This is a genomic window from Kribbella sp. NPDC050470, assembly GCF_044458365.1.
GTDB lineage: Bacteria > Actinomycetota > Actinomycetes > Propionibacteriales > Kribbellaceae > Kribbella.
Genome location: NZ_JBITHV010000014.1, coordinates 15,271 through 33,419, shown reverse-complemented (window position 1 = coordinate 33,419; position 18,149 = coordinate 15,271). Strand labels below are relative to the sequence as shown.

The 18,149-nt window shown below is 69.5% G+C and carries 19 protein-coding genes; 12 read left to right on the top strand and 7 right to left on the bottom strand.

Annotated features, from left to right (window positions below; all coding sequences use genetic code 11):
* Nucleotides 1-80 precede the first annotated feature (80 nt).
* Complete coding sequence (locus ACIBGM_RS37310) at nt 81-236, bottom strand: DUF6131 family protein (RefSeq protein WP_360534939.1); 156 nt, start codon at nt 234-236, stop codon at nt 81-83.
* A 96-nt stretch (nt 237-332) separates the two neighbouring features.
* The gene (locus ACIBGM_RS37305) at nt 333-1,736 is read right to left on the bottom strand and encodes an MFS transporter (RefSeq protein ID WP_396388228.1); all 1,404 of its coding nucleotides are present in this window, start codon (nt 1,734-1,736) and stop codon (nt 333-335) included.
* Nucleotides 1,737-1,892: 156 nt separating this feature from the next.
* On the opposite strand from ACIBGM_RS37305, the gene ACIBGM_RS37300 reads away from it, so the two are divergent.
* From ACIBGM_RS37300 to ACIBGM_RS37290, 3 genes are read left to right on the top strand one after another with little or no spacing between them, the layout of a single operon-like run.
* Nucleotides 1,893-2,264: a YciI family protein gene (locus ACIBGM_RS37300; RefSeq protein WP_396388227.1), complete on the top strand. Its 372-nt coding sequence runs from the start codon at nt 1,893-1,895 to the stop codon at nt 2,262-2,264.
* Entirely contained in the window at nt 2,261-3,502 is a 1,242-nt protein-coding gene (locus ACIBGM_RS37295) for an RNA polymerase sigma factor (protein WP_396388226.1), read from the top strand. Before ACIBGM_RS37300 ends, ACIBGM_RS37295 begins: the two co-directional genes overlap by 4 nt.
* Before the next feature lie 36 nt (nt 3,503-3,538).
* Nucleotides 3,539-4,204, top strand: coding sequence for a hypothetical protein (locus ACIBGM_RS37290; protein WP_360534947.1), 666 nt, complete (start codon nt 3,539-3,541; stop codon nt 4,202-4,204).
* Nucleotides 4,205-4,211: 7 nt separating this feature from the next.
* On the opposite strand, the gene ACIBGM_RS37285 is transcribed toward ACIBGM_RS37290, so the two are convergent.
* Genes ACIBGM_RS37285 through ACIBGM_RS37275 form a run of 3 tightly spaced genes read right to left on the bottom strand, consistent with a single transcriptional unit; the run spans nt 4,212 to nt 5,951 of the window.
* On the bottom strand, nt 4,212-4,763 hold the full coding sequence (locus ACIBGM_RS37285; RefSeq protein ID WP_396388225.1) for a DUF4240 domain-containing protein: 552 nt from the start codon (nt 4,761-4,763) through the stop codon (nt 4,212-4,214).
* A gap of 50 nt (nt 4,764-4,813) precedes the next feature.
* Nucleotides 4,814-5,134, bottom strand: coding sequence for a dihydrofolate reductase family protein (locus tag ACIBGM_RS37280; RefSeq protein WP_396388224.1), 321 nt, complete (start codon nt 5,132-5,134; stop codon nt 4,814-4,816).
* A 13-nt stretch (nt 5,135-5,147) separates the two neighbouring features.
* Nucleotides 5,148-5,951 (bottom strand): alpha/beta fold hydrolase, encoded by an 804-nt coding sequence (locus ACIBGM_RS37275; RefSeq protein WP_396388223.1) that lies wholly within the window; start codon nt 5,949-5,951, stop codon nt 5,148-5,150.
* Nucleotides 5,952-6,054: 103 nt separating this feature from the next.
* Here ACIBGM_RS37275 and ACIBGM_RS37270 point away from each other — a divergent pair, with 103 nt between their 5' ends.
* Complete coding sequence (locus tag ACIBGM_RS37270; RefSeq protein ID WP_360534955.1) at nt 6,055-6,747, top strand: TetR/AcrR family transcriptional regulator; 693 nt, start codon at nt 6,055-6,057, stop codon at nt 6,745-6,747.
* Here the strand turns inward: ACIBGM_RS37270 and ACIBGM_RS37265 are convergent.
* Nucleotides 6,727-7,842, bottom strand: a complete 1,116-nt coding sequence (locus tag ACIBGM_RS37265) for a LacI family DNA-binding transcriptional regulator (protein WP_396388222.1) — start codon at nt 7,840-7,842, stop codon at nt 6,727-6,729. The two genes, ACIBGM_RS37270 and ACIBGM_RS37265, sit on opposite strands and share 21 nt — an antisense overlap.
* A 215-nt stretch (nt 7,843-8,057) precedes the next feature.
* Between ACIBGM_RS37265 and ACIBGM_RS37260 the strand changes: the two genes are divergently transcribed.
* Genes ACIBGM_RS37260 through ACIBGM_RS37230 form a run of 7 tightly spaced genes read left to right on the top strand, consistent with a single transcriptional unit; the run spans nt 8,058 to nt 14,954 of the window.
* Nucleotides 8,058-8,306, top strand: coding sequence for a hypothetical protein (locus tag ACIBGM_RS37260; protein ID WP_396388221.1), 249 nt, complete (start codon nt 8,058-8,060; stop codon nt 8,304-8,306).
* Nucleotides 8,303-8,638 carry an L-rhamnose mutarotase gene (locus ACIBGM_RS37255; protein WP_360534961.1) on the top strand — a complete coding sequence of 112 codons (336 nt, stop codon included), beginning with the start codon at nt 8,303-8,305 and terminating at the stop codon, nt 8,636-8,638. Before ACIBGM_RS37260 ends, ACIBGM_RS37255 begins: the two co-directional genes overlap by 4 nt.
* Complete coding sequence (rhaI, locus tag ACIBGM_RS37250) at nt 8,635-9,798, top strand: L-rhamnose isomerase (protein ID WP_396388220.1); 1,164 nt, start codon at nt 8,635-8,637, stop codon at nt 9,796-9,798. Before ACIBGM_RS37255 ends, rhaI begins: the two co-directional genes overlap by 4 nt.
* Complete coding sequence (locus ACIBGM_RS37245; RefSeq protein WP_396388219.1) at nt 9,795-11,834, top strand: bifunctional aldolase/short-chain dehydrogenase; 2,040 nt, start codon at nt 9,795-9,797, stop codon at nt 11,832-11,834. Before rhaI ends, ACIBGM_RS37245 begins: the two co-directional genes overlap by 4 nt.
* 10 nt (nt 11,835-11,844) lie before the next feature.
* Nucleotides 11,845-13,287, top strand: a complete 1,443-nt coding sequence (locus ACIBGM_RS37240) for an arabinose isomerase (RefSeq protein WP_396388218.1) — start codon at nt 11,845-11,847, stop codon at nt 13,285-13,287.
* A complete protein-coding gene (locus ACIBGM_RS37235) occupies nt 13,284-14,705 on the top strand; it encodes a rhamnulokinase family protein (RefSeq protein ID WP_360534969.1) in 1,422 nt (473 codons plus the stop codon). Before ACIBGM_RS37240 ends, ACIBGM_RS37235 begins: the two co-directional genes overlap by 4 nt.
* 6 nt (nt 14,706-14,711) lie before the next feature.
* Nucleotides 14,712-14,954: a LuxR C-terminal-related transcriptional regulator gene (locus ACIBGM_RS37230; RefSeq protein WP_360534971.1), complete on the top strand. Its 243-nt coding sequence runs from the start codon at nt 14,712-14,714 to the stop codon at nt 14,952-14,954.
* A 794-nt stretch (nt 14,955-15,748) separates the two neighbouring features.
* On the opposite strand, the gene ilvA is transcribed toward ACIBGM_RS37230, so the two are convergent.
* Entirely contained in the window at nt 15,749-17,041 is a 1,293-nt protein-coding gene (ilvA, locus tag ACIBGM_RS37225; RefSeq protein WP_396388217.1) for a threonine ammonia-lyase IlvA, read from the bottom strand.
* A gap of 232 nt (nt 17,042-17,273) precedes the next feature.
* On the opposite strand from ilvA, the gene ACIBGM_RS37220 reads away from it, so the two are divergent.
* A complete protein-coding gene (locus ACIBGM_RS37220) occupies nt 17,274-18,140 on the top strand; it encodes a hypothetical protein (protein ID WP_396388216.1) in 867 nt (288 codons plus the stop codon).
* Nucleotides 18,141-18,149 lie beyond the last annotated feature (9 nt).

Genomic DNA, 18,149 nt, shown 5'->3' with positions numbered 1-18,149 from the left:
GGCTCACGGTAGCGACGAGGACGGACAGAACCCCGCGGGGCAGGGCGCCCGCGGGGTTCTGAGCTTCAGATCTGTCGGTGTCAGTACCAGTGCCTTCGTCCGCCGACGGCACGGCCGGTGGACCCGAGCAGGAACAGCACGGCCCCGACGAGCAGCACGATGATGCCGAGCGTCCACAGGATCGAGATGTTCAGCACGAGACCCAGGACCAACAGGATCAGTCCGAGGATGAGCATGAAGCCTCCTTGTCGAGGGGCCGCCGGGCGGAAGTGGCGGCCGCAGGAATCCGGTGCCCACTCCGGCCGCCGTAAACCTCCAACACCTGTTTGACCTCAGTGGGTGGCGACTGCCTGCAACTGTCGCTCCACAGGGCGCTTGCGGCTCAGCAGCACGGCGCAGCCCGCGACGCCGACGGCTAGGCACGCCCACACCGCCCAGAACGCGATCCGGTATCCATGTGTCAGCGCGGTCGGGGTGGAGCCCGTCGTACTGGCCGCTGCGACCGCGGAGAGGGCTGCGATGCCCACTGCGCCGCCGATCTGGAAGCTGGCGCTTTGCAGGCCGGAGGCGACACCGGAGTCCTCGCCGGCGACGTCGCTGAGCGAGGCGATCGACCCAGCCACGGTCCCTGCGCCCAAGCCGGCGCCGAAGATCGTCAGGCCCCAGAAGGCGAGCTCGAAGTACCCGGACTGGACGGTCAGCTGCGTCATCAACGTCGTACCGGCACCTGCGACCAGTAGCGAGGCGAAGGCGACCCGGCGCGGCCCGAGCCGGGTGACCAGGTGCTGGCCGATGATCGACGCCACCACAGCAGCCGCCGCGAGTACGGCGGACATCAGCCCGTAGCGGACCGCGGACACACCAAGAGCGAACTGGGCGTACTGCGTGTAGACGTAGTTCAGCCCGAACGCCGCCAGGCCCCAGCTGATCGTGATCAGGTTACCGCCGACCAGAGCCCGCGACCGGAAGATCCGCAGCGGCACGAGTGGTGCGGCCGACCGCTGCTCCACCAGCACGAACAGCCCGAACAGCAGAGCGGACAACAGCACCAGCGCGAGCGTCCGGCCAATAGGTGAGTGCGGTGCCTCGACGACGGCGTACACGAGCACGATGAGCGCAGCGGTCACCGTGACCGCACCGGCGACGTCGAACCCGCGCCGGCCCGGTCCACGGCTCTCCTGCAGCAGCACGGGCGCCAGTATGACGACCAGCAGGCACACCGGCACGTTGATGAAGAAGATCCACTGCCAGCCCAGTCCGTCGGTGACCGGGCCGCCGATGAGCGATCCCGCCGTACCGCCGACTCCACTGGTCGCTCCCCAGATGCCCAGCGCCTTGTTGCGGTCCGGTCCGTCCGGGAAGGTCGTCATCACGATCGCCAGCGCACTGGGCAGCAGTACGGCGGCCGACGCGCCCTGCAGGCCACGTGCCAGCACCAGTGCGTCACCACTCCACGCGAAGCCGCACAGCAGCGACGACGCGGCGAATAGCACCAGTCCGGTAATGAACACCCGCCTCCGGCCGAGCAGGTCGGAGATGCGCCCGCCCAGCAGGAGCAGGCCGCCGAACATCAGCGCGTACCCGCTGGGCACCCACTGCACGCCACCGGCCGAGAAGGTGAGCTCACGCTCGATCGACGGGACCGCGACCAGCACGATCGACGCGTCCAGGATGATCATGAACCCGGTCAGGCACAGCAAAGCCAGCGCCCACCAGCGCTTGGACTCGGTAACCATGTGAGATCTCCAGTACGGCGGGCCGCCCCGGCTGGGCGTGCACTCGGCGGAGACGTCGGTGCTGCCCGGCCCACCTCGACATTTCTGTCGAAAGTCGCCCGGTGGGTACGACGTACCGGGTGAGAGGGGGTCACAGCGGCCTCCGGGAGCGACAGGATGGTGCCTGTGAAGTACGTGCTGCTGATCTACACCAACCCCGAGAGCTGGGCGAGCCTGTCCGCCGAGCAACGCGACGGTCTGTCCCGTGCGCACGACGAGCTCACCCGTGAGCTCAGTGAGCAGGGCCTGCTGGTCAGTGCCGCCGGCCTGGCCGACCCCATCACCAGCCGGACCGTCTCGGTGCGCGACGACACCACCACGACCACGGACGGGCCGTACGCTGAGGCCAAGGAGCACCTGGCCGGGTTCTACCTGGTCGAGTGCGACGACATCGACCAGGCGATCGGCTATGCCGCCCGGATGCCGGACGCGAAGTACGTCGCCGTGGAGGTGCGACCGGTGATGGACGCGTCCGGGCTGGAGATGTGACCGAGCCCGCGGCCTTCGAGCTCCTGCTGCGGGAGCAGGCGCCGCAGGTGCTGAGCGCGCTGGTCCGGCACTACGGGCACTTCGACCTGGCCGAGGAAGCGGTCCAGGAGGCACTGCTCGCGGCCGCGCAGCAGTGGCCGGACGAGGGCGTCCCGGACAACCCCCGCGGTTGGCTGATCCGGGTCGGGTCGCGGCGACTGACCGATCTGCTGCGGAGCGAGTCGGCCCGGCGTCGGCGGGAGGAGAACGCGGCTCAGCTCGCCGCGCCGGAGGAGTTCGTTGCCGCCGGCCCCGACATCGACGATCCGGGCGGTCGGGACGACACGCTGACCTTGCTCTTCCTGTGCTGCCATCCGGCCCTGTCGCCGGCCTCGCAGATCGCGCTGACGCTGCGCGCGGTCGGCGGTCTCACCACCGCGCAGATCGCAGCCGCGTTCCTGGTGCCGGAGGCAACGATGGCACAGCGGATCAGCCGGGCCAAGCGCAGCATCAAGCAGGCGGGCAGCACGTTCGAGCTGCCTCCGGAGGCCGAGCGGGACGAGCGGATGGGCGCCGTACTGCATGTCCTCTACCTGATCTTCAACGAGGGCTACACCGCGTCGTCCGGTGCGTCGCTGCACAGTGCGGAGCTCACCACCGAGGCGATCCGGCTCGTGCGCGGCGTACGGCGGCTGTTGCCTGACGACGGTGAGGTCGCCGGGCTACTGGCGCTGATGCTGCTGACGGACGCGCGTCGGCTCGCCCGCACTGGGCCTGACGGTGCACTGGTCCCGCTGGCCGAGCAGGACCGGTCGAAGTGGAACAAGGCAGCCATCGTCGAGGGCGAGGCGCTGGTGACCGATGCACTGGCGCGTACGCAGCTTGGGCCGTACCAGGTGCAGGCGGCGATCGCTGCCGTGCATGACACGGCCGAGCACGCCGACGACACGGACTGGCGGCAGATTGTCGCGCTGTACGAGGTGCTCGAGCACATGGTCGACAACCCCATGGTCAAGCTCAACCACGCCGTCGCGGTGGCCATGGCGACCGGTCCGAAGGAGGGCCTCGCCGTACTCGAGCCGCTGGAGTCCGACGACCGGATGACCGACCACCATCGCCTGGAGGCCGTGCGCGCCCACCTGCTGGAGATGTCGGGTGATCTGGCCGGTGCGCGGGAGAGCTACCTGCTGGCGGCGCGTCGTACGACGAGCGTGCCCGAGCGCAACTACCTGCAGTCGAAGGCAGACCGGCTGGCCTAAGTCGCGATGCACCCGACGGTGTGTCAAGTTGGAGGGGTGGATCTCACCAGGGCCTCGCTCCTCCGCGAGATGCTGACCGGCACCGAGCTCGGGAGCCGGACGACGGACTTCGCTCACTCGCTGCGGCGGTTCACCACGCGGACCGGCGGCCTGATGCTGTTCGGCCCGCCCGACGACGAGCCCTGGCACCTGACTGCGCACCTGGACGACGAGCTGCACCGGGCCGGCGTGGAGGACGTCCGGCCGTCGCTGGTCCGCTGGTCGCCGCCGCCGGGCGCACCGCCGCACCTAGCGATCGGCCTGGACCGGCTGCGCGACGCCGGCCGTGGCGAGTCCCTGCTGGTCGTGGCCGAGGAGCACCCGGCGGACACGCTGCTCGAGCGCATCAGCGACGTACGGCGACGCGGTACGACGATCTTCAGCATCGGCAACGGGGACAAGGAGCTGACGTCGCTCAGCCATGAGGCGCTGGTGCCGGAGTTGCTGGTGCCGGACGGGTTCGGCTGGACCAGCCGGCAGATCGAGCTCGACCACGACGAGCCGCAGGCCGCGATGACCGACCTCGAGCCCCGGACGACGGAGGGTTTCGAGATGGCGCAGCACCTGGTCAGCCTGGCCGCCGCCGACGAGGACGCAGGCATGCCCAGCTGGCGCCGCCGCCTCCGCGCCGCGATCGAGCGCCTCGGCGGCGAGCCAGGGTGACCGTTGGTCAGTTGTCCAGGTAGAGCGCCGCCAGCCGCGGCAGGTGGGCGTGCAGGTCGTCCTCGTCGTCGAAGTCGATCTCCTGCCCGGCCGGCAGGTCCGGTGTGTCCGGCGCCTCCGCGTCGACCGCCTTCCAGTAGGCCGCCTCGTCGCCGGCCACGTTCTTGTACGCGTGGCTGCCGACGTGCAGCAGCCCCTCGCCGTCGAATCCCTCGAAGCCCTCCGGCCGGTCCTCGTCGACCACGTCGGCCAGGGAGTCCGGGTCGGCCAGCGCCGCCTCCCAGACCTCCCGCCCCTGCGCGACCAACCAGCCCCGGAACGAGTCGAACCCGTCCTCCGAGGCCCCCGAGTTGATCAGGTACGCCGCCGCCCACAGGTCCCACCGGTACGACTCGACCTGCAACCGCGCGAGCTCGACTCCGAACCCGGCGATCTCCTCGGCCTCCAGCCCGCCCAGCAGCTTGGTCAGCGCGTCCGCAACCCCATCCGGATCCACCACGGTGTCGTCCACCCCACCGCGCGCACCCTCGACCAATCCCCAGAACCCGTCCCTGTCCACCCTCACAGCGTCCCTCCGCGGCCGGGACCTGTCGAGGTCCCGGCCCGCGCTCAGACGCGCTGGAAGGTGGTGATCAGGATTCCTTCGCCGACGGTGCTGTTCTGGGCGAGGCGCCAGGTGGTTCTGCCGGGGGTCTCGGCGAAGAGTTTGCGGCCGGTGCCGAGGAGGACGGGGAAGGTCATCAGGTGGAGCTCGTCGACCAGGTCGGCGGCGAGCAGGGCCTGGGCGAGCTGGATGCTGCCGGGGACCTGGATCTCGCCTGCGACCTCGGTCTTGAGCTTGGCGACCTCGTCGCGGACGTCGCCGGACAGGACCCGGGTGTTGTTCCACTTCGGGTCCTTCAGCGTGCCGGAGACGACGTACTTGAGCATGCTGTTGTACCTGTCACAGCTCCTTCGCGAAGTCGCGCAGGACCGGGGCCAGCACCGGCGGCTCGACGTTGTGGTTCTCGCCCGGCACCGGCAGCAACCGCGCGGTCGGCAGCAGCTCGGCGACCGCCTCGGGGCCGACCTTCAGGTACGGCGGGGTGTTGTCGCCGTGCATCACCAGGACCGGAACGTTCACCGCGGACCAGCGATCCGTCGGCAGCGGGTTGCCGGACATCGTGGTGCCCATGATGCGGCCGTCGTACGCGATCGTGCCCGCGATCTGCTCGACGCCGGTCCAGATCGGGGTGCCGCGCATCGCGTCGACGAACTCCGGCGGCATCAGCGCCGCCGCGGTCATGAACAGCTCGACTGCGTCACCCGGGCGGCCGGCCTCGACGCTCGCCTCGAGCCGCTCGACGTAGTCGGTGGGCAGCGGCGGGCGGGCGTCGTCGACGACCACCGGCGGCTCGAACAGCGCGAGCGCTGCGATCGGCAGGCCGGCAGCCGCCGCGTCCAGCGCCAGCAGGCCGCCGGAGGACCAGCCGAACAGGATCGCCGGCTCCCCGGCGTCCTCGATCAGCGCGGCGAGGTCCTCGATCTCGCGCTGGATCGCGTACGGCTTGGTGTCGGTGCTCTCGCCCCGGCCGCGCCGGTCGTAGACGTAGACCCGGAACTCGTCGCTCAGCAGCTTGGCCACTTCGGCGTTCGACGGGTTCACGGCCCGGTGCGCGGTGGCGCCGTCGATCATGATCAGCGGCCGGCCCGCCCCGGTGGCGTCGAAAGCGATCGTGGTGCCGTCAGCGGACTTCACGGTGCTCATCTGCGTGCCCTCCCTGTGGTGTCGTTCGGAACTAGACCGTACAGTACTCACAACGGAACTGGACTGTCTAGTATGATTTTGGGAAATCTTCGAGGAGGACCCCGTGGACCAACGCCAACGGGCTGCCGTCTGGCAGCCTGACCAGGCCGTCGAGATCGAGGGTGAGGGCCGGACGCCGCGCAAGCGCCGCGCGATCCTGGCAGCGGCCACCGAGGTCTTCCTGCAGCACGGGTACCTGGGCGCCAGCATGGACCTGGTCGCCGCCAAGGCCGGCGTCTCCAAGCAGACCGTCTACAAGCAGTTCGAGAACAAGGAGCGCCTGTTCGCCGAGATCGTCGGCGGCACCAGCGACCAGCTGCTCGACGGCCTGACCAAGGCGTACGCCGAGAAGCTCGACGGAGCCACCGACGCACGGGAAGCCCTCGGCAACCTGGCGCGCTACTTCCTCGACAGCCTCACGAACAGCAGCGTGCTGCAGCTACGCCGACTCGTCATCGCGGAGGCGGACCGCTTCCCGGAGGTCTGTGGCGCCTGGTTCCACAGCGGCTTCGAGCGATCACTGGAGGCGCTGGGCATCGCCTTGACCAGCCTGACCGACCGCGGCATGCTCCGTGAGCTCCCCGACCCGACGCTCGCGGCGTATCAGTTCGCCGGTCTGGTCATGTACAAGCCGATGAACCGCGCGATGTTCGCCGGCACCGAGGCCCGGCCGCCGGCCGACGAGTTCGACCAACTGGCCGACCAGGCCACCGAGGTCTTCCTCGCCGCCTACGGTCTAGAGAGTTCCGCGCGTTGAGGTCCTGACGACCAGCTCGGGTGTGAAGGTGACGCGCTGGTGCTCGTGGTCCGGGTTGGACGACTCGTCGAGGAGTAGCTCGGCGGCCGTGCGGCCCAGCAGCTGCCGGGGCTGACGGACGGAAGTCAGCGGTACGGCGGCCGCCGCGGCGAACTCGATGTCGTCGTACCCGACGATGGCGAGGTCCTCGGGAACGCGCAGGCCGAGACTCACGCACTGCTGCAGCAAGCCCAACGCCAGCAGGTCGTTCGCGCAGAACGCGGCGGTCGGGCGGCGGGTCGCCGGGAGGCCGGCAAGTCGTTGCCCTGCGCCCCTGCCTTCGGCGACGGTGAGGGCGCCGGTGGTGAGCTCGATCAGGTTCTCCGGGGCCTTGCCGGCCTTGCGGAGTGCGCGGCGGGCGCCGTCGCGACGGTCGATGACCTGGCCGATCGTGTTCGGCCCGCCGACGTACGCGATCCGGTCGTGGCCGAGCTCGAGCAGGTGCGCGATGGCGAGCTCGCCGCCGAGGATGTCGTTCACCGCGACCGAGCAGTGCTCGTTGTCGTCGATCGCGCGGTCCACCACGACGACCGGCGTACCGCGGGCGGGGAGTTTGCGCAGGCGGGACGAGTTCTGGTCGATCGGGGTGATCAGCACGCCCTGGACGCGCTGCTGCTCGAGCAGGTCGAGGTAGTCGGCCTCGCGGTCGGCGTCCTCGTTGCTGTTGCACAGGAACACCGACAGGCCGGCCGCACGGGCCGCGTCCTCGACGCCCTTGGCGACGTCGGTGAAGAACGGGTTGCCGGCGTCGAGCATCAGGTACGCGAGGATCCGGCTGCTGCCGGCGCGGAGCTGGCGGGCCGACTCGTTCCGCACGAAGCCCAGCGAGGCCATCGCCGCCTCGACCTTGGCCCGGGTCACCGGGCTGACCACCTCAGGCCGGTTCAGCACGTTCGACACGGTCCCCAAGGACACTCCGGCCGCCGCTGCAACCGCCTTCACCCCGGCCGCATGCTGCTTCGCCTTCCGCCGCCGCCCACCAGTGGATTCCTTGCGACTGCCTGACGGCCGGTTGACGGTGCTTGAGGCCTGGTCCGGCGCGTTGTCTGCTGCCATGCGCGGCCTCCCGGCGTCAAGGTCCCACGGGACGGGTTTGAAACGTCTTAGCAGCCGAGAGCGTACCTGTTTTCCGGCCGTTTTCCGCAGTCCCGCGTCCGGGATCGGCCGTTCGGGCCGGACGAGCCCTTGACGGCAAAAGCCGTTCGCCCGTACGTTCGTGCAATCTTCTTGAAACCTTTCAGCAACTCAGCCGCCCCGAGTTGGAGGTGACCATGCCCGACGCCACGCCGCTGTTCCCGGACCTCTCGGTGGCGGAGAACATCGCGATGGGCCGCCAGCCTCTGGGTCGTTTCAAAACCATCGACCGGGCCGCGATGGTCCATCAGGCCGCCCAGCTGTTCACCCGGCTCGGCGTGTCGATCGACCCGAACCCGGCCGGCCCGCGGCCTGTCGATCGGCCCGCCGACCGAATTCACCGCGGCCAACATCGACCGGTTCAACTTCTGAGGACTGCCTTGTGAATCGCTACTGCTTCTGCCTCCAGGTCAGACCCGACCGTTTGGAGGAGTACGTCGAGCGGCACCGGAACGTCTGGCCGGAGATGCAGGCCGCGTTACGGGAGACCGGGTGGCACAACTACTCGCTCTTCCTCCGCGACGACGGCCTGCTGATCGGGTACGTCGAGGCCGAGGACCTGGAGGCGGCGCAGAAAGCGATGGCTGCGACCGAGGTCAACACCCGGTGGCAGGCCCAGATGACCGAATTCTTCACGGGGATCGACGGGCGTCCGCCGGACGAGTCGTTCCTGTTGCTGCCCGAGATCTTCCATTTGAAAGAGGACCAGACCCCATGACTACCGATGCTGTGAAGACCGCCCTGAGCCGCCAGGAGATCGAGCTGCCCTCGTGGGCGTTCGGGAACTCGGGGACCCGGTTCAAGGTGTTCAGCCAGCCCGGTGTGCCGCGCTCGCCGGAGGAGAAGATCGCCGACGCCGCTGTAGTGCACAAGTACACCGGCGTGGCCCCGAGCGTCGCGCTGCACATCCCCTGGGACAAGGTGGACGACTACGCGGCGCTGGCGGCGTACGCGAAGGAGCAGGGTGTCCGGCTCGGCGCGATCAACTCCAACGTGTTCCAGGACGACGACTACAAGCTCGGCAGCGTCACCAACCCCGACCCGGCGGTACGGCGGAAGGCCACGGACCACCTGCTCGAGTGCGTGGACATCATGGACGCGACCGGGTCCCGCGACCTGAAGCTGTGGTTCTCCGACGGCACCAACTACCCGGGCCAGGACGACATCCAGGACCGGCAGGACCGGCTGGCCGCGGCGCTGAAGGAGGTCTACGACCGGCTCGGTGACGACCAGCGGATGCTGCTGGAGTACAAGCTGTTCGAGCCGGCCTTCTACACCACGGACGTGCCGGACTGGGGTACGTCGTACGCGCACTGCCTGGAGCTGGGGCCGAAGGCGACCGTCTGCATCGACACCGGGCACCACGCGCCGTCGACCAACATCGAGTTCATCGTCGCCTTCCTGCTCCGGGCCAAGAAGCTCGGCGCGTTCGACTTCAACAGCCGGTTCTACGCCGACGACGACCTGATGGTCGGGGCGGCCGACCCGTTCCAGCTGTTCCGGATCATGAACGAGATCGTCCGTGGCGACGCCCTCGACCCGGACCGCGGGATCGCCTTCATGCTCGACCAGTGCCACAACATCGAGGTGAAGATCCCGGCCATCATCCGCTCGGTGATGAACGTCCAGGAGGCCACCGCGAAGGCGCTGCTGGTCGACCGGGACGCACTGCGGAAGGCGCAGCAGGACGGCGATGTGCTGGAAGCCAACGCCGCGCTGATGGACGCCTACAACACCGACGTCCGGCCGCTGCTCGCCGAGCTGCGCGAGTCGCAGGGCCTGGACCCGAACCCGGTCGCCGCCTACCAGCGCAGCGGCTACTACGAGCAGATCGTCAAGGACCGAGCCGACGGCCAGCAGGCCGGATGGGGAGCATGACAGTGAGCGACACCGCAGCCGAGCTCGTTGCGCGTAGCAACAGACTGGGTGCCGATCCGCGCAACACGAACTACGCCGGCGGGAACACCTCGGCGAAGGGCACGACGATCGACCCGGTCACCCAGCAGCCGGTCGACCTGGTGTGGGTGAAGGGGTCCGGCGGCGACCTCGGCACGCTGACCGCCGCCGGCCTCGCCGTACTGCGGCTGGACCGGCTGAACTCGCTGGTCGACGTGTACCCCGGCGTCGACCGTGAGGACGAGATGGTCGCCGCGTTCGACTACTGCCTGCACGGCAAGGGCGGGGCCGCGCCCTCGATCGACACCGCGATGCACGGGCTGGTCGACGCTCCACACGTCGATCACCTGCACCCGGACTCCGGGATCGCGCTGGCGACCGCGGCCGACGGCGAGAAGCTCACCGCCGAGTGCTTCGGCGACCGGGTGGTCTGGGTGCCGTGGCGGCGGCCCGGCTTCCAGCTCGGTCTCGACATCGCGGCGGTGAAGCGGGAGAACCCGCAGGCGACCGGCTGCATCCTCGGCGGCCACGGCATCACCGCCTGGGGTGACACCTCCGAGGAGTGCGAGGCGAACTCCCTCGACATCATCCGTACGGCGGAGCGCTTCCTGGCCGAGCGCGGCAAGCCGGAGCCGTTCGGCCCCATCGTTCCGGGCTTCGAGCCGCTCGACGCCACGGCACGTCGCGAACGCGCCGCCGCCTTGGCCCCGGTCATTCGGGGTCTCGCGTCGACCGACAAGCCTCAGGTCGGCCACTACAACGACTCCGAGGTCGTGCTCGAGTTCACCGCTCGGGAGAAGCTGGGCGAACTGGCGGCGCTCGGCACCTCGTGTCCCGATCACTTCCTGCGGACGAAGGTCCGTCCGCTGGTCCTCGACCTCCCGCCGACGGCGCCGATCGAGGACGCGATCATCCGGTTGCGGGAGCTGCATCTGCAGTACCGCGAGGACTACGCGGCGTACTACGACCGGCACGCGCAGCCGGACAGCCCGCCGATGCGCGGCGCGGACCCGGCGATCGTGCTCGTGCCCGGGGTAGGCATGTTCAGCTTCGGCAAGGACAAGCAGACTGCGCGGGTGGCCGGCGAGTTCTATGTGAACGCGATCAACGTGATGCGTGGGGCCGAGGCGGTGTCGACGTACGCGCCGATCGACGAGCGCGAGAAGTTCCGGATCGAGTACTGGGCGCTCGAAGAGGCCAAGCTGCAGCGGATGCCGGCGCCGAAGCCGCTCGCGACCCGGGTGGCCTTCGTCACCGGTGGTGGGTCCGGGATCGGCAAGGCGATCGCGCAGCGGCTGGCCGCCGAGGGCGCCTGCGTCGTAGTGGCGGACCTGGATCTGGCGGCGGCCGAGGCGGTGGCCAAGGAGATCGGCTCGTCCGACGTCGCGGTTGCCGTGGGCGCCGACGTGTCCTCCGCGGAGGCGGTCGAAGCGGCGCTGCGGGAGGCCGTGCTGTCCTTCGGCGGCGTCGACCTGATCGTCAACAACGCCGGGCTGTCCATCTCGAAGTCGTTGCTGGAGACAACGGATCGGGACTGGGACCTGCAGCACGACGTGATGGCGAAGGGGTCGTTCCTGGTGTCCCGGGCGGCCGCGAAGGTGATGATCGACCAGGGCATCGGCGGCGACATCGTCTACATCTCCAGCAAGAACTCCGTCTTCGCCGGCCCGAACAACGTCGCGTACGGCGCGGCCAAGGCCGACCAGGCGCACCAGGTCCGCCTGCTCGCCGCCGAGCTCGGCGAGCACGGGATCCGCGTCAACGGCGTGAACCCCGATGGCGTCGTCCGCGGCTCGGGGATCTTCGCAAAGGGCTGGGGCGCGCAGCGGGCCGCGGTGTACGGCGTACCGGAGTCGGAGCTGGGTGCGTACTACGCGCAGCGGACGCTGCTGAAGCGGGAGGTGCTGCCGGAGCACGTGGCGGCGGCCGTGTTCGCGTTGACCGGTGGGGAGCTCACTCACACGACCGGTCTGCACGTTCCCGTCGATGCCGGCGTAGCTGCCGCGTTCCTGCGTTAGGAGGGGTGGAATGACCGAGCTGGATGTTCGCCCGGGGCTGGAGCGAATCACGACGCGCAAGACCAGGATCGGTCTGGTCGCGGGCGGTCTGGGCGCCTACTGGCCGCAGTTCCCCGACCTGCTGCCGCAGTTGCAGGCGTCCGCGCGGCGGGTGTCTTCGCGGTTCGCTGACATGGACTGTGAGGTCGTTGACGTCGGGTTCATCTCGGACGCGCAGGAAGGTGCGGTGGCGGCGGAGAAGCTGCGGCTCGCTGACTGCGACCTGATCGTCGGGTTCCTGACGACGTACATGACTGCGTCGATGCTGGTGCCGGTCGCGCAGCGCAGCGGTGCGCCCGTGCTGCTGCTCAACCTGCAGCCGACCGAGTCGATGAATCATGCGACCTTCGACACCGGTGCGTGGCTCGCGTACTGCGGCGCCTGTCCGCTGCCGGAGATGGCGAACGCGTTCGAGCGGTGCGGGATCGACTTCCGGTCGGTGTCGGGGTACCTCGAGGACGAGCGGGCGTGGGCGCGGATCGATCGGTGGATCCGGGCCGCCGGCGTCCGGGCGGCGTTCCGGCACGGCCGGCACGGTCTGCTCGGGCACCTGTACCCGGGCATGATGGACGTGATCACCGATCCGACGCTGGTGTCGTCGCAGCTCGGCGGGCACGTCGAGATCCTGGAGATCGACGACCTGCGGGTGCGGGTCGAGCAGGTGACCGAGGCGGAGACCGCGGCCCGGATGGACCTGGCCCGGGAGATCTTCACGCTCGACGACTCCGTGGTCGAGGAGGACTTCCGGTGGGGCGCGACCGTGTCGGTCGCGCTGGACCGGCTGGTCGAGGACTTCTCCCTGGATTCCTTGGCCTACTACCACCGCGGACTCGACGGGGAGATGCACGAGCGGGTCGCGGCCGGGATGATCCTGGGCGCCTCGTTGCTGACGGCAAGGGGTATCCCGGCGGCCGGTGAGTACGAGCTGCGGACGTCGCTGGCGATGCTGGTGATGGATCGGCTGGGCGCGGGTGGTTCGTTCACCGAGCTGCAGGCGCTGAACTTCCACGACAACGTGGTCGAGATGGGCCACGACGGACCGGCGCACCTGGCGATCAGCTCGGACAAGCCGTTGCTGCGCGGGCTCGGGGTATACCACGGCAAGCGTGGCTGGGGTGTGTCGGTCGAGTTCGACGTGAAGCACGGGCCGGTGACGGCCTGCGGGCTTGGGCAGCGCCGGGACGGTTCGTTCAACCTGATTGCGTCCGAGGGCACCGTCGTACCCGGGCCGTTGCTGCAGATCGGGAACACCACCTCGCGGGTCGACTTCGGGTGCGACCCGGGTGAGTGGACCGACGCGTGGTCCGGGTCGGGCGTCGCGCACCACTGGGCGCTCGGGACCGGTCACCGCGCCAAGGACCTGGCGGCGGTTGCCGACCTCCTCCATCTCGACCTGACCGTCGTCTCACCATGAAGCGCGTCGCGGCGGTGGATCTGGGCGCGTCCAGCGGGCGCGTCATGCTCGGCTCCGTCGGTGACGGCGTTCTCGAGCTCTCCGAGATCCACCGCTTCTGGAACGGCCCGGTGCAGGTCCACGACACCCTGCACTGGGACATCCTCCACCTCTACCGCGCCATGCTCGAAGGCCTCCACCAGGCCGGCTCCGTCGACTCGATCGGCATCGACTCCTGGGCCGTCGACTACGGCCTGCTGGACGCCGACGGCCACCTCCTCGCCAACCCGATCCACTACCGCGACGCCCGCACCGACGGGGTGATGGAGCGGGTGCTGGAGAAGGTCTCGGTTGCCGAGCTGTACGACGTGACGGGCCTGCAGCAGTTGCCGTTCAACACCATCTACCAGTTGGCCGTCGAGGGATTGCTCGAGCAGGCGGACAAGCTGCTGATGATTCCCGATCTTCTGGCCTACTGGCTCACGGGGGAGATCGGGGTGGAGCGGACCAACGCGTCCACCACCCAGCTGTACGACGTACGGAGTCGGGCGTGGAGCGAGTCGCTGGCCTCGCGGGTTGGTGTATCGATGAAGGTGCTGCCGGAGTTGCGGGACCCGGGAGCCGTGATCGGGACCGTGTTGCCGGAGACCGGGCTGGTGTCCGGTACGCCGGTGATCGCTGTGGGCTCGCATGACACGGCGTCGTCCGTGGTCGCGGTGCCGGCGGGTGACGAGCGGTTTGCGTACATCTCGTCGGGAACGTGGTCGCTGGTGGGGCTGGAGCTGGATGCGCCGGTGCTCTCCGACGAGGCGCGGGAGGCCAACTTCACCAACGAGGGCGGTGTCGACGGACGGATCCGGTTCCTGAAGAACGTCATGGGGCTGTGGATCCTGCAGGAGTGCCAGCGGATCTGGGGCGACGACGACCTGCCCGGACTGCTGCGGGACGCCGCCGGCGCGCCGCCGTTCGCCGTACTGATCGACCCGGACGCCCCCGAGTTCCTTGCGCCGGGCAACATGCCGGCCCGGATCGACGAGCACTGCCGGGCGAGCGGGCAGGAGCCGCCGCCGTCGAGAGCAGCCGTCGTCCGGTGTGTGCTCGAGAGCCTTGCGCTGGCCTACCGCCGTACGCTGCGGTCGGCCCAGGTGATCGCAGACCGCCCGGTCGACGTACTCCACGTCATCGGCGGCGGCTCGCAGAACGAGCTGCTCTGCCAACTGACCGCCGACGCGTGCGGACTGCCCGTGCTCGCCGGCCCGGTCGAGGCCTCCGCCCTCGGCAATGTCCTTGTCCAGGCTCGTGCCCTGGGCGAACCCCTGCCGGACCTGAGCGCCATGCGCGCGCTGGTCCGCGCTACCCATCGCCTGCGGCGCTACGAGCCGCAGGGAAAACCGGCCGACTGGGACGCCGCCGAGTCCCGGGTGTTCGGAACAAGGTGATCCGTAATGACCGTCCTCCCCCAGGAAATCCGTCCGCTTGCGCGCCGGGTGCCGCCGCGTGAGATCAGCCATGACGACCTGCAGCTGCTCCGGCTGCTCGCGACCGGGCTGCCGGTGGACAGTGTGGCCCGCCGGCTCGACCTGTCCGAGCGGACCGTCCGCCGCCGTACCCGGATGATCTGCGACCGCCTCGGCTTCGGCACGGCCATCGAGGCGATCGTCTGGGCTGCCCGCCGCGGCCTGGTCTGACCGCTCACCCTCCCCTGCCTGCTCCGGGCGGGTCCGGCGTACGAACGGTTGCCTCGGGCACCTATCGTTTCATGGCTTCCGGGGTGCGTTAGCGGCCCGGGGGGTTCGGGTACCGGAGGATCCGAACGTCGAGCGAGGAGGAACGATGGACGGAATGACCGTCCTGTGGATCGTTGTCGCACTGGCGGTGCTGGTGATCGTCGTGGCGCTGATCGCCGGAGCGATGTCCAAGCGCCGGGCCTAGCGGGAACGGCAGGAGGCGTACGAGCACGAGCAGCAGGCCAGGACGTCGGCGGCACGCGCGGACAAGCAGCAGGCCGCGGCCGATGAGGTCGAGGCGCGGGCACGCAAGGCGCGGGCGATCGCCGACGAGAAGGCGGCCGAGGCACGCCGGCTCGAAGCCGGCGCCAGCGAGCGGCGCGAAGCCGCGGCCGACGCTCGCACCGAGGCCGACGAGCACCGCACCCAGGCCCGGGACCTGCACCCCGACCAGCACACACCCCACGCCGCCAGCTGGGGCAAGGACCGCGACCGGGAGAGCACGGCGGCCTGGGACAAGGACAGCGACCGGGACAACACGACGGCCTGGGACAAGGACCGCGACCAGGAGAGCACGACGGCCTGGGGCCGGGACGGGCAGCCGACGGACGAGCACTGGGCCGACGGGCAGCACCCGGACGACCCGCGCCGTCAGACCCGACCGGACGAACAACCTCCCAAACGGCTGAGGCACTGACACACCAGACGCACGGATCCCGCCGGGACGCAGCGCTCCACCGGCGGGATCCGTGCGTTCAGATCAGGTAGCGGAACTCCGGCGAGCTCGGGTCGATCCGCTCGATCTCCAGCGGCGCGGCCTCCATCCGGGACAGCAGCCCGTCCAGGTCGCCGGCCCGGCTGATCTCGATGCCGACCAGCGCCACCCCGGTCTCGCGGTTGTTCCGCTTCACGTACTCGAACAACGTGATGTCGTCGTCCGGCCCGAGCACCTCGTCCAGGAACGCCCGCAGCGCACCGGGCTCCTGCGGGAACGTCACCAGGAAGTAGTGCTTCAGGCCTTCGTACACCAGCGAGCGCTCGAGGATCTCGCCGTACCGGCTGACGTCGTTGTTGCCGCCGGACAGCAGGCAGACCACGGTCTCGCCGGGACGTACGTCGAGACCGTTGCCCAGAGCGCCAGTCGACAGCGCGCCCGCGGGCTCGGCGATCAGGCCGTCGGTCTGGTACAGCTCGAGCATCTCGCTGCAGACCAGGCCTTCCGGCACGGACATCATCTCGACGCCGGCCTTCGCGACCAACGGCAACGTGACGTCGCCGACTCGCCGCACTGCGGCACCGTCCACGAAGCTGTCCAGGTGCGCCAGCGTCACCGGCTCACCGGCCTCGAGCGCCGCCGCCATGCTCGCCGCCCCGGCCGGCTCCACACCGACGATCCGTACGCCGGGATGGCGCTCGGCCAGCCAGGTCGCGACACCAGCGATCAACCCACCGCCACCGACCGGTACGACGAGTACGTCGGGCGCGTGGCCGAGTTGGTCGACGAGCTCGACCGCGACGGTCCCTTGCCCGGCAACGGTTCTCGGGTCGTCGAACGCGGGCACCATCGTCGCGCCGCTCGCCTCGGCGTCCGCGAGGGCTGCCGCGGCCGCGTCGTCGTACGTGTCGCCGGTGACGATCACCTGGATCTGCTTGCCACCGAGGGCCGCGATCCGGTCGCGCTTCTGGCGGGGCGTCGTACGCGGCACGTAGACCTTGCCCTGGACACCGAGAATGTGGCACGAGTACGCCAGGCCCTGGCCGTGGTTGCCCGCACTTGCACAGACCACGCCGGCCGCCTTCAGCTCGTCGCCGAGCTGGGCGATCAGGTTGTAGGCGCCGCGGAGCTTGTAGGACCGGCCGATCTGCAGGTCTTCGCGCTTGAGCCAGACCTGGGCGCCGGTGCGTTCGGACAGCCGGAGGTTGCGTTGCAACGGCGTACGCACAGCGACCCCGTCGAGCCGCTTGACCGCTTCGTCGACGGCTGCCGCGTCAACCGCCTTCTGGTCTGGGCCGCTGGTGGATCGAGCGACTGAACTACTGCCCTGCATGAGCTTCCTTCCCGTGCATTTGCACGATCTTCGCCGATTCGCTCGATGCACAAGACAATTCGCGTCCACAGTACGGACGACTCACTACCTTTGCGCAAACAGGCCCTTGCCTCAGGCGTGAAACGGCTCTTCACTGGGCAGTCTAGTTTTCATACGCTCACTCGGTGTAACGGCCAGGGTCCTGGACGGGATGAACCGAGTAAAGCCGGTCACAGTGGACTGGAGGGCACGGATGGAACTGATTCCGTTCAGTCTGTGGGGAGACGCCCTGTGGTGTGGTCAGGAGGTCGTGCGGGAGGCCCCGCACGAGCAGGCGATCCGAAGCCTGTTCCCGGACCCCATCCCAGCGCGAGGAGCAGACCTGGACACCGACGCGGACCTGGTCCCGGAACCGCGCAACCGTTTCGATCCCCGATCCATCGCCGTAAGGGTGCAGGGGAAGGTTGTCGGCTACCTGCCGAGGGACGATGCGCACCGGTACCACCCGGTGCTCTCAGAGCTGGTGGCGCAAGGCCTGCAACCGCAGGTGCCGTGCCACCTGTGGGTGAGTGAGTGGGAACCGGCCGACTGGGAGGGCAGGGGAGACCAGGGCACGGAGTTTCACGCGAGTGTCGCGGTGGCCCTCGGGCAGCCGCACATGCTGGTTCCGGTGAACCTGCCCCCACCGGGCAGCTTCCACCTGCTGCCGCCGGGCAGCGGCATCGTCGTACCGGGCAGTGAGGTCCATCCGGACGTCCTGGCGCCGTTCTTCCGGGCCGAGGGCGAGTGCTGGGCGTACGCCACCATGCACGCGCTCGAGGAGGAGGACGGGATCCAGGACCGCCACCGGATCGTGGTCGAGATCAGACTCGACGACGAACCGGTCGGACGGCTGAGCCCGCGGTTGAGCGCGGAGTTCCTGCCGGCCATCCACTACCTGGCCGACATGCGCGCCGAGACTGCCGCTCGCGTCGCCGTCCGCGGCGACCGCGCGGCATCGGAGGTGATCCTCTATGCGGCTCGGAGTCACGACCTGCCGGCCACCTGGCCGGACGGCCTGACCCGCTCCCCAGTCGCGTCCCCCCAATGGCACTACTGGGCTACGAAGGAAGCCAACTAGGCGGCTGCG

Coding starts and splice junctions, on each gene's coding strand:
- ACIBGM_RS37310 (WP_360534939.1), bottom strand. CDS start 236: ATGCTCATCCTCGGACTGATCCTGTTGGTCCTGGGTCTCGTGCTGAAC.
- ACIBGM_RS37305 (WP_396388228.1), bottom strand. CDS start 1,736: ATGGTTACCGAGTCCAAGCGCTGGTGGGCGCTGGCTTTGCTGTGCCTG.
- ACIBGM_RS37300 (WP_396388227.1), top strand. CDS start 1,893: ATGGTGCCTGTGAAGTACGTGCTGCTGATCTACACCAACCCCGAGAGC.
- ACIBGM_RS37280 (WP_396388224.1), bottom strand. CDS start 5,134: ATGCTCAAGTACGTCGTCTCCGGCACGCTGAAGGACCCGAAGTGGAAC.
- ACIBGM_RS37275 (WP_396388223.1), bottom strand. CDS start 5,951: ATGAGCACCGTGAAGTCCGCTGACGGCACCACGATCGCTTTCGACGCC.
- ACIBGM_RS37265 (WP_396388222.1), bottom strand. CDS start 7,842: ATGGCAGCAGACAACGCGCCGGACCAGGCCTCAAGCACCGTCAACCGG.
- ACIBGM_RS37260 (WP_396388221.1), top strand. CDS start 8,058: ATGCCCGACGCCACGCCGCTGTTCCCGGACCTCTCGGTGGCGGAGAAC.
- rhaI (WP_396388220.1), top strand. CDS start 8,635: ATGACTACCGATGCTGTGAAGACCGCCCTGAGCCGCCAGGAGATCGAG.
- ACIBGM_RS37245 (WP_396388219.1), top strand. CDS start 9,795: ATGACAGTGAGCGACACCGCAGCCGAGCTCGTTGCGCGTAGCAACAGA.
- ACIBGM_RS37240 (WP_396388218.1), top strand. CDS start 11,845: ATGACCGAGCTGGATGTTCGCCCGGGGCTGGAGCGAATCACGACGCGC.
- ACIBGM_RS37235 (WP_360534969.1), top strand. CDS start 13,284: ATGAAGCGCGTCGCGGCGGTGGATCTGGGCGCGTCCAGCGGGCGCGTC.
- ACIBGM_RS37230 (WP_360534971.1), top strand. CDS start 14,712: ATGACCGTCCTCCCCCAGGAAATCCGTCCGCTTGCGCGCCGGGTGCCG.
- ilvA (WP_396388217.1), bottom strand. CDS start 17,041: ATGCAGGGCAGTAGTTCAGTCGCTCGATCCACCAGCGGCCCAGACCAG.
- ACIBGM_RS37220 (WP_396388216.1), top strand. CDS start 17,274: ATGGAACTGATTCCGTTCAGTCTGTGGGGAGACGCCCTGTGGTGTGGT.